Genomic DNA, 14,082 nt, shown 5'->3' on the forward strand with positions numbered 1-14,082 from the left:
TTCTATATTAGCGATAATTTTTTGTCAAGAATCAGCACCAATTCAATCTCTAAATCGGCCGAGAGAATTGAAAGAGTTGCGATCATCGCGACCTTCATTGCGTCTTCCACGGCTACCACCATGTTCGCGATCACCATGAGGACGTTTTATACGCTCGTGATCACGCTCCTTTTCTTCTTGATAGCCTTCCGGTTTCGGCAAACAATCACGCATTGAAAGATTTATTCTACCTTGTGCATCAATTTCGATGACTTTAACTGTTACAATGTCTCCTTCTTTAACGCAATCTTCAACTTTTTCGACATGTTGCCAAGCCATTTTTGAAATATGAACAAGGCCTTCTTTACCAGGCAAAAATTCCACAAAAGCACCAAAATTCATCAGGCGAGTTACTTTACCGGTAAAGACTTGACCCGGCTCAGGATCATTGACAATTCCATTTATAATCTTTAATGCTTTGTTACCTTGCTCTAAGTCAACCGCCGAGATAAACACCCTTCCATCCTCTTCGATGTCAATTGCGACCCCGGTATCGGCGATGATTTTATTAATTACTTTACCGCCTTGACCTATTACTTCACGGATTTTATCTACCGGAATGGAAAGTTGCAAAATTTTCGGCGCATATTGCGAAAGTTCGGCACGCGGTCCGGGCAAACGCGGCAATATGATATCATTGATTATTTGTAACCTACCTTTACGGGTAATTGCCAAAGCCTGTCGTATGACGTCATATGAAAGTCCATCAACTTTTATATCAACCTGTATTGATGTTATGCCCTCAGTAGTTCCGGCCACTTTAAAGTCCATATCGCCGAAGAAATCTTCGATACCTTGGATATCCATGAAGACCAAAAAATCTTCATCATTTTCCTCATTTACCAACAATCCGCAGGAAATACCAGCAACCGGGCGTTTAATCGGAACGCCAGCGTCCATCAAAGCCAGTGTACTGGCGCACACTGATCCCTGGGAAGTTGATCCGTTGGACATCATAATTTCAGATACAGTACGAATAGCATAAGGGAATTCTTCTTCCGATGGCAAAACAGGAACAAGTGAACGCTCAGCTAAAGCACCATGTCCGATTTCGCGTCGCCCCGGAGAACGATTAGGCTTAGCTTCTCCTGTGCTGTAACCCGGCATGTTGTAATGATGCATGTAACGTTTTTCTTTTTCATTGTCTAAGCCATCCAAGGTTTGAGCACTCGACAGTGGCCCTAGGGTACAAATTGTCAGCACCTGAGTTTGTCCACGCTGGAACAAACCTGAACCATGTACCATTGGCAAAATACCAGCATCGCAACTCAAAGGACGGATTTCATCAATCCCACGTCCATCAACACGACGATGCTCATGAAATAAATAATTACGGACAGTCTTTTTTTCGAGTTGATAAACAGCGTCATTGGTCCAAGCAGCCCATTCTTCATTAATAGCTGTAAGATGTTCATTAATTTCAGCAGTCAGAGCGTCAATATTTTGATCGCGCTCATTTTTATCAACCGCCAAAACCGCCTGTTTCATTTTTTCAGCAGCAAATTGTTTGACTTCAGTCATTATTTCTTCCGGTACGGCGGCTGATTCGTAAGTAAACTTAGGCTTGCCAATTTCAGCTACAATTGATTTTATAAAGCGACAAGTTTTCTGAATTTCTTGATGTCCGGCAAGCAAGGCATTCATCATAACATCTTCCGGAACTTCATCGGCCCCTGCTTCAATCATGCAAATTTTCTCTTCCGTGCCGGCCAAAGTTACAGCCATCTGACTCTGTTTGCGCTGCTCTTCATTAGGATTGATGATTACCTGTCCGTCAATCAATCCAAGTTGCACACCGGAAATAGGTCCGCGCCAAGGTATATCGGAAATGGCGACAGCAATTGACGATCCGATCATCGCGGCAATCTCGGGACTTGCATTTTGGTCAACTGCCAAAACCAAATTATTTACTGCCACATCATTACGCAAATCCTTGGGGAACAGCGGTCGCATTGGGCGATCAATAACCCGCGAAGTTAAAATGGCTTTCTCAGATGGGCGCCCTTCACGCTTAATAAATCCTCGCGGAATCTTTCCTATGGCATACATTTTTTCCTCATAGTCAACGCTCAAAGGGAAAAAGTCGATGCCTGGGCGTGGCTGCTTGGATGCGGTTGCTGTACTTAGCACCACAGTATTTCCATAACGGATTAAGCATGAACCGTTGGCAAATTGAGCTAATTTCCCGGTTTCAACAATGAGGTCTCGGCCGGCCAATTCTGTCTTAAATATTTTTTCCATTTTACCTCCTAAAACAGTGTGACGGCGGTAGCATTCGTAGAGTCAAAAGCTGTAAAATCAGCTTCTCAATCTACTATCTACAGCTGTCACGCCAATTTGTTTCGTTATAGTTATTAAATATTTTTTTGTTGCAAGTACTAAAATTGGTGAGCATCGCTGCTCACCAATTTTAGGCACAATTACTTTCTCAAGTTCAATTTCTTGACTATGGCACGGTAACGCTCGATGTCAATCTTGGCTAAATAATCCAAGAATGCACGACGGCGGCCTACCATTTTTAAAAGCCCACGACGTGAATGATGGTCTTGTAAATGAAGTTTCAAATGCTCAGTCAAGTGATTAATTCGCTCAGTCAAAATGGCAATTTGAACCTCGGGTGAACCTGTGTCACCTTCATGAACGGCATAAGTCTCTATTATTTCTTGTTTTCTTTGTTTGTCCATATTTCCTCCTTAAGCCTGCAACTAAGTAGCACGTCGGACATTCGCCGAACCTGGTTGCGGTATCCGGTAATCGGATTAAAATTACAGTTTCTTAGCGTAGAACTCAACCACGAGAGATTCTACTACCTCTACCGGTACATCAGCCCGTTGAGGATAGGTTGTCAAAAAGCCTTGCAAATTTTCCTTATTCAGTTGCAGGTATGGAACTACAAATGAGGTTGCCTCCATATTTGCCTTGATCAGTTCAAATTCTTTGGCTTTAGAACGTACGCTGATTTCATCTCCGACTGAACATACGAATGACGGAATATCGACTTTTTTACCGTTAACCGCAATATGCCCGTGTACAACCATCTGACGAGCCTGACGCAATGAACGCGCAAAACCTAGTCTATAGGTCAGATTATCCAAACGTCTTTCCAAAGTTGTAACCAAAATGTCACCCAAAATCATGTCTGAACGTTGAGCTTGTTTCTTAGCTTTGCGCATGCAGTTTTGCATTTGCTTTTCCGAAACACCATAATACAACTTCAATTTCTGCTTTTCATTAAGTTGTTTAGCGTACTCAGACTCTTTTTTCCTACCATCCTTTTTTGGCCCTCTTTTCAACTCGTTAGGATTGCCAAAAATATTTACTCCAAATCTTCTCGATTGCTTAAATCGAGGTCCCATTGACCGTGCGATATAAATCACTCCTTTACTACATTTTCACGTCAAATTGTGCGTGTTCTAAAGCATTAGAACATAACATTCAAATTATATCTAACAATTTGTGGAAAGTCAAATAAACCAGAAATAGCCCTGTCAGTGATCGAAATCTGTAGCACAGTTTTGCTAAATATTCCACCTCAAAGAGCAAAATCGGCCTCGATGAGAATTGTTTAAGCTTTAAAAACCGTGCGAAAACAATTGTATATACACCTGAGATTATACTGTAATCAGGAAAAAATTCAAGAAAATCCGATCAACACATTTGTTTAACTTTCATTCATATAAATACACGTTTTTTATGAAAATAAATTTAAATTCGAATTTTACTGTATGTGTATTTCCCGGCCTCTACAATTATGGTAAAATCCCTGCCTATATCGTAACGGAAACGAGGAAGAAGTTTTATGAAAAAACACTCAGGATTTACAGGACAATTAGGTTTTATTCTCGCAGCGGCGGGTTCAGCTGTAGGCGTAGGAAATCTTTGGCGTTTTCCCTATTTGGCGGCAAAAGATGGCGGTGGAGTTTTTCTGATTATATACCTCGTCTTAATTTTAACCGCCGGTTTTGTGCTTCTTTCCACTGACCTCGCTATCGGCCGCAGAACCGGAATGAGTGCAATCCGCGCTTACAAAACAATGCATAAAAAATGGGCATTTTTGGGTATTTTAACCTTTTTGGTACCGGTTATTATCATGACATATTATGCTGTAATCGGCGGTTGGATTTTAAAATATCTCCTTATGTTTTTTAACGGTACAGTCGATTTGGCGGCGCAAGATAACTATTTCACCTCTTTCATCACTTCAACTGGATCAGTAACTTACGGTCTGATTTTTATGGCCGTAACGGCTGTTATTGTTTTGGGCGGTATCGAAAAAGGTATTGAACGTGTATCGAAGCTAATCATGCCGGTTTTGTTTGTTATGATTATCATCATCGCAGTTTATTCTTTGACCTTGAGGCTCGAAACACCCGACGGTCATGTCCGCACCGGCTTAGATGGACTCATACTTTATCTTAAGCCTGATTTCAAAGGAATGAATATAAAAAGATTTTTGCAAATTTCCCTCGATGCCATGAGCCAGCTATTCTTCTCGCTCAGCGTTTCTATGGGTATTATGATAACGTACGGTTCTTATGTTAAAAAAGATGTCAATCTGGCCAAATCTGTATCCTTTATTGAAATTATGGACACCGGTGTTGCCTTTTTGGCTGGAGTTATGATCGTCCCAGCAGTTTATGTATTTTTGGGGATGGAAGGGATGAGCGCCGGCCCAGGTCTAATGTTCATTTCTTTGCCTAAAGTTTTTCTGCACATGAATATCGCTGGTCGTTTAATCGGTTTAGTATTTTTCATCTTAGCTGCTTTTGCCGCTCTTACTTCATGTATTTCAGTGTTAGAATCTATAGTTGCCAATGTAATAGAAATTTTCCATACAGATCGTCGCAAAACGGCAGTTACCCTCTCCGGCGTTTATTTGGTTGCTACAGCTGTAATTGCTCTCGGCTACAATATCTTTTACGTTGAAATACCGCTGCCAAACGGCCTTACCGGTCAGCTCTTAGACATAATGGACTATGTTTCCAACAGTTTCATGATGCCGCTTATCGCGTTGATTTCTTCTATCTTTATCGGTTGGGTTATGAAACCTAAGTGGGTTATAGAGGAAATGGAACTTGGTGGTGCCAAATTCTCACGGCAATGGCTTTATGTGGTGATGACCAAGTATGGCCTGCCATTAATCTTGTTTGTTCTGTTTTTGCAATCCACCGGTATCTTTAGCCTTATATAAACTTGTCTGAACGTAAGGCAAACAAAAATCAAAACGACCTGTCAATCCAATAATCGGAGCTTGGCAGGTCGTCTTTTTGCGTTCATAAACAACGGACAGCGACACTTACTTAAGGCCCTTTATTTATGTACATTATTTGACGTTTACCGTTTGAAATTTTGGGCAAATTTTCTGAGAGTTAGTAAAATGATAGCTGAGTAAGCCGATAAGCCGGGTTCTGTCTTGGACAATCATCTATCTAAGCGAAGGATTTCGCCTACGCTTGAGCCACCTCCATAGGCACGCGGGTCACGTATTGCCAGCCACGGTGTTGCTCCGGATGGGGTTTACAGGGCATACATGTTTTCATGCTGCCGGTGAGCTCTTACCTCGCCTTTCCACCCTTACCTGCCCTGATAAACATAACGTTATCAACCAATGCAGGCGGTATATTTCTGTTGCACTTTCCTTGAAGTCGCCTTCACCGGGAGTTACCCGGCATCCTTACCCTAAGGAGCCCGGACTTTCCTCATCTGATGCGTGTTCTCAACGAGCACGACCAGCCGCGATTGTCTAGCTTACTCAGTATACCAAGTTATTGTAAGACAAACCGCTGTTTATTGCAATCCGGCAGTCTGGAATAGCTAACTTCAGATATTGCATTAGTCGTGGTAATACCGTTCGCTCAGTTACATCATGTCCGACAGCGACTGCGTGAATCCCTGACTCCGCCAATGCCAACAGAAGATTATGTTTAATTTCCCCTGCAACTACACAGTCAATTTGTTTGGCAATACAAACCGGAATCGCCATTTCATCAAAAGCTCCGCCCCAAATAGCAATTCTCCGATAAGTTTTATCCTTATCAAAATTGATTATGCATCCGGTTGACTGCAAGTTATTATTAACCATACGTAAAAATGGCTTAGCACGTGTTTTTTCAGGAGGAACAGCTATACGACCGAGCCCGGGAAGAACATTACTGCTTGCCCCAATGAAATCCTTGAGATATTCATTTACCGTCCCCCGCGAGGTTTCATCCGTCAAACCAGCGAAAATTGGAAGTGAATTTGGGATCAGTGTATCTATCACTTTTAAATTCAAAACTGCAGCCAAAGCATCGCTCACCCCACCAACAGCACTGTCTAAATTGGTGTGAGCAGCATATACAGATACGTTGTTTTTGATACACTTATATATTATATGATTTATTGGCGGTTCATCACGCAAAGTACGCAGTGGATTGAAGATAAGCGGATGATGCGCAATAATCATTTCACTACCGAGCCGATCGGCCAGTGCCACAGCTTCGGAAGTGACATCCAATGTAAGCAGCACACGAGAAACTGGGGCTTCGGTGGAACCAATTAGCAGACCGCAATTGTCCCATTTTTCTGCCAGTTGAAGTGGAGCAAGATTTTCTACTGCCGAACAAATATCTTTTACTAACATGTCGCCTCCAATTGCCAAAATTTAATTGCGCACAAATCACAGCAAAATCGTGTTACCTATTGTATAGACCTTCCAATTCTAATCTAATTAATCCACATCTCTGTCTGTAATCTGTATTATAATTTAAATTATTGAGCGCAGTTAACCGATTATTCAAATATCCAAACATTAGCGTGTCCAAGGTTTGCTCCGACTTAAGCTGTGTCTGAAGCTCTTGCCATAGACACGGACCGAAAAATAATTCTGCCTCACTTAATCGGGCTGACGGATTAGGATTGCTTTCCACCGGTACAGCTTTAATAATAACATAAATTTTTTCTTTTTCACGACAAAGTCGCTCATCTACAATGTCGAGGTGCAATTCTTGCAAAACCTTTCTTAACTCGTAGGCGGAACGGGTAGGATGTAAAATAACTTGTCCTATCTTATTGCGCTCGGCCAAATCTGTTCTGCGCAAAATTTCCCCGATTTCTATGCCACCCATACCGGCTATTATAATTGCATCCTGCCGACTTAACTCAATGTTATTTAGACCATCAGAAAGATCAGTTGTAATCAAATGTTGTAAATTACACTTACTTATCAGATTTGTAGCCTTTTCAAGCGGCTTGCTCCGCACATCTATTGCAACGGCTGTGGCTGCAATGTTCCGCTCGACGGCAGCTACACTTAAATAACCATGATCACAACCCACATCCAATAACCTCGGTGTGGGTTGCAACATTTCCAGAATCATTCGCATGCGGACAGACAAATGAATTTTTCTCGACATCAGTCCAAATAATCTTTCAATTTTTTGCTGCGACTTGGGTGACGCATCTTGCGCAAGGCTTTAGCTTCAATTTGTCTGATTCTTTCACGCGTAACGTTAAACTCACGTCCTACTTCTTCCAACGTACGACTGCGACCGTCATCTAAGCCGAAACGTAGGCGTAAAACTTTTTCTTCACGCGGAGTAAGGCCGGAAAGGATTTCCAAGAGTTGTTCTTTTAACAAAGTAAACGCAGCTTGGTCAGCGGGAGAAGGTGCATCATCGTCAGGAATAAAGTCGCCCAAATGGCTGTCCTCTTCTTCACCGATAGGCTTCTCAAGTGAAACTGGCTCTTGAGAAATCTTTTGGATTTCACGAACTTTTTCAGGACTTATCCCCATCTCTTGGGCTAATTCTTCTACTTCCGGCTCACGACCCAATTCTTGCAGCAACTGTCTTTGTACACGAATTAATTTATTTATGGTTTCAACCATGTGTACCGGTATACGGATTGTTCTAGCTTGGTCGGCAATAGCACGGGTGATGGCCTGACGTATCCACCATGTAGCATATGTACTGAATTTAAAGCCTTTTTCATAATCAAATTTGTCCACTGCCTTGATAAGTCCCAAGTTGCCTTCTTGAATCAGATCCAAAAATTGCATACCCCGGCCGACATACCTTTTGGCAATACTGACAACCAACCTAAGATTGGCTTCACATAGCCTATCTTTCGCCTCTTGACTGCCCTCTTTCATAGCTCTGGCCAAGTCTTTTTCTTCTTCCGCATTTAGCAGCGGCACCTTGCCAATTTCCTTAAGATACATTCTTACTGGATCATCGACATTCATAACATCAGATGAATCATCAATGTTTAAGTCCTCGTCCACAGTTGCATCTTCTATAATTTCGACACCGTTTTGTTTGAGTTGCTCAAATATCGTGTCACTTGCTTCTAAGTCGAAGTCTATAGCTTCCAGCTTAGACAAGATATCTTGACCATTGATTTTATTGTTGTTTGATTTAGCAATTTTAACTAAATCATTAACGATTTCTTCAATATTATTTCCGGGTTTGTCCATTTTTCCTCCATTAATACTGTTCAATCAATTGCTTATATTCTATTATTTTTTGCGACCAGGTTTGAATCTCCTGTTTTAAACCAGCATCAATTTTGTTATCTGGATGCAGTCGCTGTGCAAGCCGGTTCAGCTTATCCGCAGCGGAATCTCGCATCAAAATTAGGCTGTTCTTTTCCAGTTTTTTCACCGTGTCGGCAGAAATTTCAAAATTAACACATATTTCCATTATACGCTTGTAATAGCTCTCCGGGAAGTCACGTACAGCTTGGGTTAAACCGATCAATGTAGTGAAATCAGGTTTTCCGGGAGCTAAAGTCTTTATTGCCATGAACAGCAACCCCAAACTTCGGTCGCTGAAATCGTCGGCTTGCGGCAAAAATTTGGCTTTGGTGATCAAATCCGGTACACAGAGGATTATTGATATTATATTAAGCTGCAACTCAATATCGCCAAGTGTCTCCGGAACAGAATTTGAGATATCTGAGGTTGAGGCAACTCCCTCGCCCGATTTGCGTTCTGGAAAATTATCCTTATTGCTGGTTAATTGCCTTATAAAGGCTGGATCTCGGTTTTTAGCTTGGTAGTCATTGATGAGCAACTGTAAACGACAGCCAAGTTCAATCGATAAATTATTAAGCACTGAATCCACAAGCAAAGAATTTTTTTCCTGTCGCAAGATGGCAAAAACATTTTCCTGATAACGACGCTTATCTAATTGGCCGGATACAATGGCATTTTCTTTAGCTAAATGCAATTTAAAATCCAGCACCGAAACTGTTTTTTGTGTCAAACCTAAAAAGGCCGCCGCCCCGTTTTTTCGGATGTATTCATCCGGATCTTTTCCGTCAGGTAGAAGCAAAATATCTGTTGGAATATCTTCTTCAGCTAAAATATCAATACTACGCATGATTGCAGACTGACCGGCCGCATCAGAATCAAAAGCCAAAGTAATAGTTTTATGCAAATTTCCCAAAATACGAGCTTGCCTTTTGGTTAAAGCAGTCCCTAAAGAGGCAACCGTAAAATCAGCTCCTGCTGCATGGGCACTGATAACGTCCATATAGCCTTCGACCAAAAGAATGTGATTGCTTTTCGTTTTACGAGCCAAATGCAACCCGTAAAGATGGTCTCCCTTGGTATATATAGGCGTTTCAGGCGAATTAAGGTACTTTGCCTGTGCCTTATCAGCATTCATGATTCGTCCGCCAAAAGCAATGATTTTGCCGGTGGTGTCAAAAAAAGGGAAAATCAATCGATTACGCATTCGATCACAGTAACCGCCGTACTTGTTCTTGGTAAATAGCCCTGATTTTTCTAAAGCTTCTTTATCCCTTGTCAAGTGCTTTAATTCAAAATGCTTATACAAAGCATCCCAAGTATTCGGCGCAAAGCCTATGCCAAAACTTCGCCGTGAAATCGGGGTAATTCCTCTGGCCACGCAGTACTTTAAGGCGGTATGCTCAGGATCACGCTCCAAGGCCCGATAATAAAACTTTGCCGCTTCAAGGTACATGGACTCTATTTGTTTTTGTAAAGAACGTCTTTTTGCATCATAAGGTGAAACATCAGTCTCCGGGATGGTTATATTAACCCGCTTAGCTAAAAATCGTATGGCTTCCGGATAATTAAGTTTCTCAATTTCCGATATAAATTTGATCACATCACCGCCGCGATGACAGCCGAAGCAATAAAAAATTTGCTTATCCGGAGCAACGCTGAAAGAAGGAGTAACTTCATTATGAAAAGGGCAGAGCCCAAAAAAATTAGCGCCTGTTTTTTTAGATAAAGTAACATACTCCTCTACCACAGCAACAATGTCGTTACTGCGTTTTACATCTGCGATAATTGTTTCGGGTATTCTGCCGCCGTTCGTCAAAATATTACCTCAATTAGTGGCTGTTTGTCGTAACTTCTCCTGTTGTCTTTTTGCCTGCACCCAAAGGGCACATTCCAATCTCTTTTTCTGTAACCTGCAGCCTAAGCGATACAAACCCGTCAAACTGCCGGAGTCATGATAAGCGTTAGCTACGCAGCCTCCACTACAAAAATATCTAGCCCAACATTTTACGCAATCAGGCTTATTGGGGACCATTATTTCAGCAAAAGCCGCCTCAAGCTTCGGGTTGTGAATCGGAGGATTGTCCCAAACATTTCCCATTATGAAAGCATCGTTGCCGACAAATTGATGGCAAGGATAGATATCGCCCTCCGGGGTAACGGCGCAATATTCTGACCCGACACCACACCCTTTCATGCGCTTATACAAGCAAGGACCACCTTCCAAATCAATATTGAAATGGAAAAAGTTAAACGGATTCTTACTTCCTTTTTCATTATAGCGCAAATATTCATGCGCCAAATTCTCATACTCGGCTTCTATTTGCGGCAAATCGCTTAACTTCAAACTGTAATCGACTTCCGGCGGGGCCACAACCGGCTCCATCGACAGTTGTTCCAATCCTTCATCGGCAAAATGCAAAACATCTTTTGAAAAATCCGTGTTAAAATGCGTATAAGTACCGCGCACATAGTATTCTTTCTTACCACGTTGCGCAACGAACTTTTTTATATTTCGCATCACTAAAGCGTAAGAGCTACGCCCTCCGGTCGCTGGCCGCATCCTATCATTAGTCTCCGGCCTTCCGTCAATACTCAAAACAACATTTTTCATGTGCTCATTCAGGAAATCAATCTTTTCCTGATTCAGCAATGTAGCATTGGTCGTCAGAGTAAGGCGTATATTCTTATTGTGCTTAGGTCCTTCCGTCTCAGCATACTTTGTCAACTCAACTACAACCGGCCAATTAAGCAGAGGCTCTCCGCCGAAAAAATCTATGTCTAAGTTATGACGGCTGCGCGATGCTTCAATTAAGAAATCTATTGCCCGCTTACCAGTAGCCAAAGCAAGCATAGAACGATGACCTGTTCCGTAGTCTCCTTGGCCAGCGAAGCAATATTTACATCTTAAGTTGCAGTCGTGCGATAGGTGTAGGCACATCGACTTTATCATCGGTTTTTCTGGATAAAGCTGCTCGACTGAAATTTTTACGGGAGGTTGAAAAATAGCTTTTTGTTCAATTAAAGCATCAACCTCGTCACAGCAATCCTCTATCTCATGGATATCAAATCCCGACCGTTCGGACAACTCCGTCAATTTAGCCTTGGTAGGTCGTTTAGCTGAATTTTCAATATAAGCCGAGAACACGGCTTCTGCTAATTCATCAACAAAAAATAGGGCTTGAGATTCCGAGTCGTAGGCAAGTTTGTCATTGCGGACTTTAAATAAATGCAGCAATCAATAGCCTCCCGAATCAGCGTTCGATCGCTTCACATTTTTGGTTGGCAACGGTACAGCTAGTTTTACAAGCTGACTGGCAAGATGTTTGACACTCACCGCAAGCTTTGCTCACGCATTTGGCAGATACAGGTTTCGCAATAATTTGAATGTGTTTCATAATATTCCTCCTCAATTTCCAACTGTTATTTTGAAGTTTCCGTTTCGTTTTCTTTTTGAGCCTTTACTACTTGATTAATAGCTTCTTTGCGGAAGGTCATCATCGTACCGGCAACACTCGTTGAGATGGTTACTTCCTTATCTTTAATGTTGACAATTCGTCCGATAATACCTCCGATAGTTACAACATTATCTCCGACCTGCATATTGTTACGCAAATCTTGTAACTTGCGCTCTTGCTTCTTCTGTGGTCTGATCATGAATACATACATGAAGATAAGAAATAATGCAGGAATGGCCAGCATACTTACAGTTGAGCCCAACCCGCCGGCTTGAGTTAAAGAAAAAATGTCGTTCATAGTTCTCCTCCACAATAATTATTCATTTTAGAATACCGCAAAAATTACTTTTTTGCAACTTTTGCCCGGCCATAATCTGTAATCGATCTTTAAAAAATCTATTAATTATTTGATTCGCCTTGAATTTTTTGCATATATTCAATAACCTTATTAAGGTATACTCGGTAGTCCTTTTCTTGGTCGGTATTACCGGAAATTTTTTCCAGCTCATTCTTAAGCACTTCGACAGCATCCGATCGTTTTATAAATTCTTTTACAGGTTTAATTATATCCAGATGCTTTTTCCAGTCAATATTTTTCAACGTTTCAGGCGTAAGCTGGCTGCTCTCAGCGTAATTTTTCAAATAAGCAAACAGTTCATCGGTGCTTTTGTTTAAGTCAATCTTACTCTTAGGCAGAACAATGTCAGGTACACTATCCAAGGCACTTTTTATGGCTACTGCAGTATCTCCCTCTCCGGTTGAAATACTTTTAACTAATTCAGTTGTAGCTTTGTAACTACGGTAAACAACTGTTCCGGCTCCGATAAGCATCAGCAAAATTATTAGCAAAATTACACGTCGTATCAATTTCATTGTTTTTTCTCCCTGTATATTTTCGCTTCTCTAGGTTCTGATTTATCATATCTGGTTTTTTTTAGATTGAGCGAACTGAGTTAAAAATTCAGTGCGAAAATCAGCAAGTCGATCTGCGGCGATAGCTTCTCGTACCGACTGCATAAGCCGCTGCAAGAAACGCAAATTATGCCATGAGGCCAGTCTTAATCCGAACATTTCACCAGCTTTGATCAAATGTCGAATATAGGCGCGTGAATAATTACGACAAGCATAGCAGTCGCAGTCTTCCTCAATAGGTCGGAAATCCTCTGCATACTTAAAGTCACGCACAATTAAACGGCCGTACTTGGTCAGGACAGTGCCATTACGACCGATTCTTGTTGGAAGTACACAGTCAAACATATCTATTCCACGTATCGCCCCCTCGATCAAATAATCCGGTGTTCCTACTCCCATCAAATAGCGAGGCTTGTCATTAGGTAAAAGGTGAACAGTCTCATCCATCATGTGATACATCAAATCAGCCGGTTCCCCTACACTAAGTCCTCCTATTGCAAAACCGGGGAGATCGAATGCAGTAATTTCAGCAATACTTTGCTTACGTAAATCAGCGAACATACCTCCTTGAACTATTCCAAATAATGCTTGGCGTTCAGGATTGTGATTAGCCTTTATGCATCTCTCAAGCCACCTTGTTGTTCTCTGTAAAGAATTTAGGGCATATTTGTAATCAGACTGCCACGGGGTACATTCATCAAACGCCATCATAATATCTGATCCTAAAGCATTTTGAACTTCAATTGATTTTTCCGGGGTAAGGACGTGCGAAGATCCGTCAATATGTGAACGAAATTTAACGCCATCTTCAGTTATATGGCGCAAATCGCTTAATGAAAACACTTGGAAGCCACCGCTATCAGTCAAAATCGGTTTATTCCAATTCATGAATTTGTGCAAGCCGCCGGCTTTTGTTACTATATCCGGACCGGGGCGCATCCATAAATGATAAGTATTAGACAACAATATTCCTGCTCCGGTAGACTCAACTTCTTCCGGAGACATTCCTTTAACCGTAGCTTGTGTGCCAACCGGCATAAAAGCTGGCGTTGGGAAATCGCCGTGCGGGGTATGAACGACCCCGAGTCTGGCTCCAGTTTGACGGCAGACATGTTTTAATTCGTACCAAACGGGAAATTTATCCTGATAATTCATTTTATC

At 41.7% G+C, this 14,082-nt stretch carries 13 protein-coding genes and 1 other RNA gene; 1 reads left to right on the forward strand and 13 read right to left on the reverse strand.

The window, feature by feature from the left end; genetic code table 11:
• Positions 1–42: 42 nt before the first annotated feature.
• From HMPREF0868_RS04040 to rpsD, 3 genes are all read right to left on the reverse strand, one after another.
• The gene (locus HMPREF0868_RS04040) at positions 43–2,280 is read right to left on the reverse strand and encodes a polyribonucleotide nucleotidyltransferase (RefSeq protein WP_012993426.1); all 2,238 of its coding nucleotides are present in this window, start codon (positions 2,278–2,280) and stop codon (positions 43–45) included.
• A gap of 179 nt (positions 2,281–2,459) precedes the next feature.
• Positions 2,460–2,723: a 30S ribosomal protein S15 gene (rpsO, locus tag HMPREF0868_RS04045; protein ID WP_012993427.1), complete on the reverse strand. Its 264-nt coding sequence runs from the start codon at positions 2,721–2,723 to the stop codon at positions 2,460–2,462.
• 81 nt (positions 2,724–2,804) lie between these two features.
• Entirely contained in the window at positions 2,805–3,407 is a 603-nt protein-coding gene (rpsD, locus tag HMPREF0868_RS04050) for a 30S ribosomal protein S4 (protein ID WP_034574422.1), read from the reverse strand.
• A gap of 431 nt (positions 3,408–3,838) precedes the next feature.
• Here rpsD and HMPREF0868_RS04055 point away from each other — a divergent pair, with 431 nt between their 5' ends.
• Positions 3,839–5,230 carry a sodium-dependent transporter gene (locus HMPREF0868_RS04055; RefSeq protein ID WP_012993429.1) on the forward strand — a complete coding sequence of 464 codons (1,392 nt, stop codon included), beginning with the start codon at positions 3,839–3,841 and terminating at the stop codon, positions 5,228–5,230.
• A 190-nt stretch (positions 5,231–5,420) separates the two neighbouring features.
• Here HMPREF0868_RS04055 and rnpB read toward each other — a convergent pair.
• From rnpB to tgt, 10 genes are all read right to left on the reverse strand, one after another.
• Positions 5,421–5,794, reverse strand: an RNA gene (gene rnpB / locus HMPREF0868_RS08145) — RNase P RNA component class A.
• Complete coding sequence (locus HMPREF0868_RS04060; protein WP_012993430.1) at positions 5,792–6,661, reverse strand: Nif3-like dinuclear metal center hexameric protein; 870 nt, start codon at positions 6,659–6,661, stop codon at positions 5,792–5,794. The genes rnpB and HMPREF0868_RS04060 overlap by 3 nt, the downstream gene beginning before the upstream one ends.
• 52 nt (positions 6,662–6,713) lie before the next feature.
• On the reverse strand, positions 6,714–7,433 hold the full coding sequence (locus HMPREF0868_RS04065) for a tRNA (adenine(22)-N(1))-methyltransferase (RefSeq protein WP_012993431.1): 720 nt from the start codon (positions 7,431–7,433) through the stop codon (positions 6,714–6,716).
• A complete protein-coding gene (gene rpoD / locus HMPREF0868_RS04070) occupies positions 7,433–8,494 on the reverse strand; it encodes an RNA polymerase sigma factor RpoD (RefSeq protein ID WP_012993432.1) in 1,062 nt (353 codons plus the stop codon). Before rpoD ends, HMPREF0868_RS04065 begins: the two co-directional genes overlap by 1 nt.
• A 10-nt stretch (positions 8,495–8,504) precedes the next feature.
• Complete coding sequence (gene dnaG, locus HMPREF0868_RS04075; protein ID WP_012993433.1) at positions 8,505–10,370, reverse strand: DNA primase; 1,866 nt, start codon at positions 10,368–10,370, stop codon at positions 8,505–8,507.
• A 9-nt stretch (positions 10,371–10,379) separates the two neighbouring features.
• Positions 10,380–11,789, reverse strand: coding sequence for a thioether cross-link-forming SCIFF peptide maturase (scfB, locus tag HMPREF0868_RS04080; protein WP_012993434.1), 1,410 nt, complete (start codon positions 11,787–11,789; stop codon positions 10,380–10,382).
• 16 nt (positions 11,790–11,805) lie between these two features.
• On the reverse strand, positions 11,806–11,949 hold the full coding sequence (gene scfA, locus HMPREF0868_RS08235) for a six-cysteine ranthipeptide SCIFF (protein ID WP_081470245.1): 144 nt from the start codon (positions 11,947–11,949) through the stop codon (positions 11,806–11,808).
• A 25-nt stretch (positions 11,950–11,974) separates the two neighbouring features.
• Positions 11,975–12,307, reverse strand: coding sequence for a preprotein translocase subunit YajC (gene yajC, locus HMPREF0868_RS04085; protein ID WP_012993435.1), 333 nt, complete (start codon positions 12,305–12,307; stop codon positions 11,975–11,977).
• A 101-nt stretch (positions 12,308–12,408) separates the two neighbouring features.
• Complete coding sequence (locus tag HMPREF0868_RS04090; RefSeq protein WP_012993436.1) at positions 12,409–12,882, reverse strand: hypothetical protein; 474 nt, start codon at positions 12,880–12,882, stop codon at positions 12,409–12,411.
• A gap of 45 nt (positions 12,883–12,927) precedes the next feature.
• A complete protein-coding gene (gene tgt, locus HMPREF0868_RS04095) occupies positions 12,928–14,076 on the reverse strand; it encodes a tRNA guanosine(34) transglycosylase Tgt (protein WP_012993437.1) in 1,149 nt (382 codons plus the stop codon).
• Positions 14,077–14,082: the final 6 nt, after the last annotated feature.

The sequence above is a fragment of the Mageeibacillus indolicus UPII9-5 genome (genome assembly GCF_000025225.2).
GTDB lineage: Bacteria > Bacillota > Clostridia > Saccharofermentanales > Fastidiosipilaceae > Mageeibacillus > Mageeibacillus indolicus.